The 1,700-nt window shown below is 72.6% G+C and carries 1 protein-coding gene; it reads right to left on the reverse strand.

Features of this window, described 5'->3' with window-relative positions:
- A partial coding sequence (locus ACWFR3_RS46780) for an FtsK/SpoIIIE domain-containing protein (RefSeq protein WP_453740814.1) occupies positions 1-1,637 on the reverse strand: 1,637 nt, incomplete at its 3' end.
- Positions 1,638-1,700 lie beyond the last annotated feature (63 nt).

Below are 1,700 nucleotides of genomic sequence, written 5' to 3' on the forward strand. Positions count from 1 at the left end.
ACGGTGCCCTTGGCGCGCCGGGAGGACTCCACCACGTGCTTCTGCCGCACCGACCCCCCCGCTGTGCGAACGGCGGTGAGGACCGCCGTGTCGGCACCATTCAGCGAAGCCGCGGCCGACTCCTCGCGGGGGCCGGGCACGTCCGTGTCCTTCACCAGGGCGAGGGTCGGGCGACCGGTCGCGACCGGGGCCGCGTGCGCGGGGGCGGCCACCCCGCGCCGCCATGGCGTCCGTTCCGGGAGTCCGGTCACCAGCTCGTCGGCCGACGCGTCCCACACCGCCACGGGCGACTGGTCCATGTCCCGGCCGGTGCCCCGGACGTAGGCCAGCCCCGGGCCGGGGAGCATGTGGTTCTGCCAGCCCTTGCCCATGACCTGCTGGGTCTCCGTCTGCCCGGCCGTCTGGAGCGTGACCCGCACCGACATGTTGCCGATGATCTGGCTGGGGATGCCGTCGCCCACGGTCGGCTTCTGCGTGCACCACAGGAGATCCACCAGCCGTGACCGGCCCTGACGGGCGATCTGCTCCGCCCCCGGGATGATCGGGGTGGCCTTGGAGTCCATGCTCATCAGGTCCGCCCCCTCGTCCACCAGGACCACCAGCCGGGGCCGTTCCGGCGTGGCCACCCAGGTGGCGATCTTCCGGGCCCGCATCTCGTCCCGGCGGGCCAGCATCTCCGCCACCAGCTCCGCGACGACCTCCGCGATGTCCTCGGGGTCGATGGCCTCCCGGGCGCAGTGCGCCCACAACCCGGATTCCTCCCCCTTGGCGTCGATGTAGACCACGGCCGTCAGCGGGTCGAGGGCGTAGGGCGCGAGGATCGCCCGCAACAGCACGCTCTTTCCCGCACCCGACGTACCGGCGATCAGCTTCCGCCCGTGGGGGAGCGTGACCACCTCACCCGTGGCTGTGTCCAGACCGATGCCCGCACGCTCCGGGGTCCACAGCAGCGACGCCCCGTCGATCGCTGACCGCGTGCCGAGCAGGAGCACCGCCCAACCCCCGCTGTCGCCCTCCGCAATGCGGAGCTGAAGATCGGTCCGGCACCCAAGCAGGGCCCGGATCTGCCGCTCCATCGCCGCCAACTTCGGCACGTCCCACGTGCCGTCGAGCCGCACAGCGCACGTGATGCCCGCCTGCCCGAGCTGGGGCGTGCCTGTCACCGTGCCGCCCAGTCCGCGATCCGATGCGTGCTCGACCCAGTACGACGGGTCCAGCCGCTCCAGCAGGCGCCGTTCATCGTCCGTCGCACCATCGTCCACGGTCACCGTGACCGACCGGCGGCCCAGCCACAGCGAGCCGACGTGCGCGGCCACCAGGCCGACCGACACCGCCCCGGGCCACATCGCCCAGTCCGCCGCCGTGGACAGCCCGTACGACGCACCGGCCGCCGGGACCATGTGCAGGGCGTGCGCCCGAACAGCAAGCTGGGTGAGCGTCGCCGGGTACTGCGTGCGCGCTGCCTTCAGGTCAGTCCGGGCCGTGCTCCGGCCCTTCCGCGCGGCCTTGTCCGCAGTCCGAGCCGCCCGCCGCTGAACAGCCAACGGGTTCTTGGTGTCCTTGCGCGCGGCCGTCCGTGCCGTCTTGGCGCGGGCCGCCAGAGACCGGGCCGACGTGTAGTTCTTCTGAGCGTCCATTAGCGCCTTGAGGTGTTCCGGCGTCCGCAGCTTCCGACGCCGATCCGCCTCTCCGTCCCACCG

This window comes from Streptomyces sp. NPDC055189 (assembly GCF_053606765.1).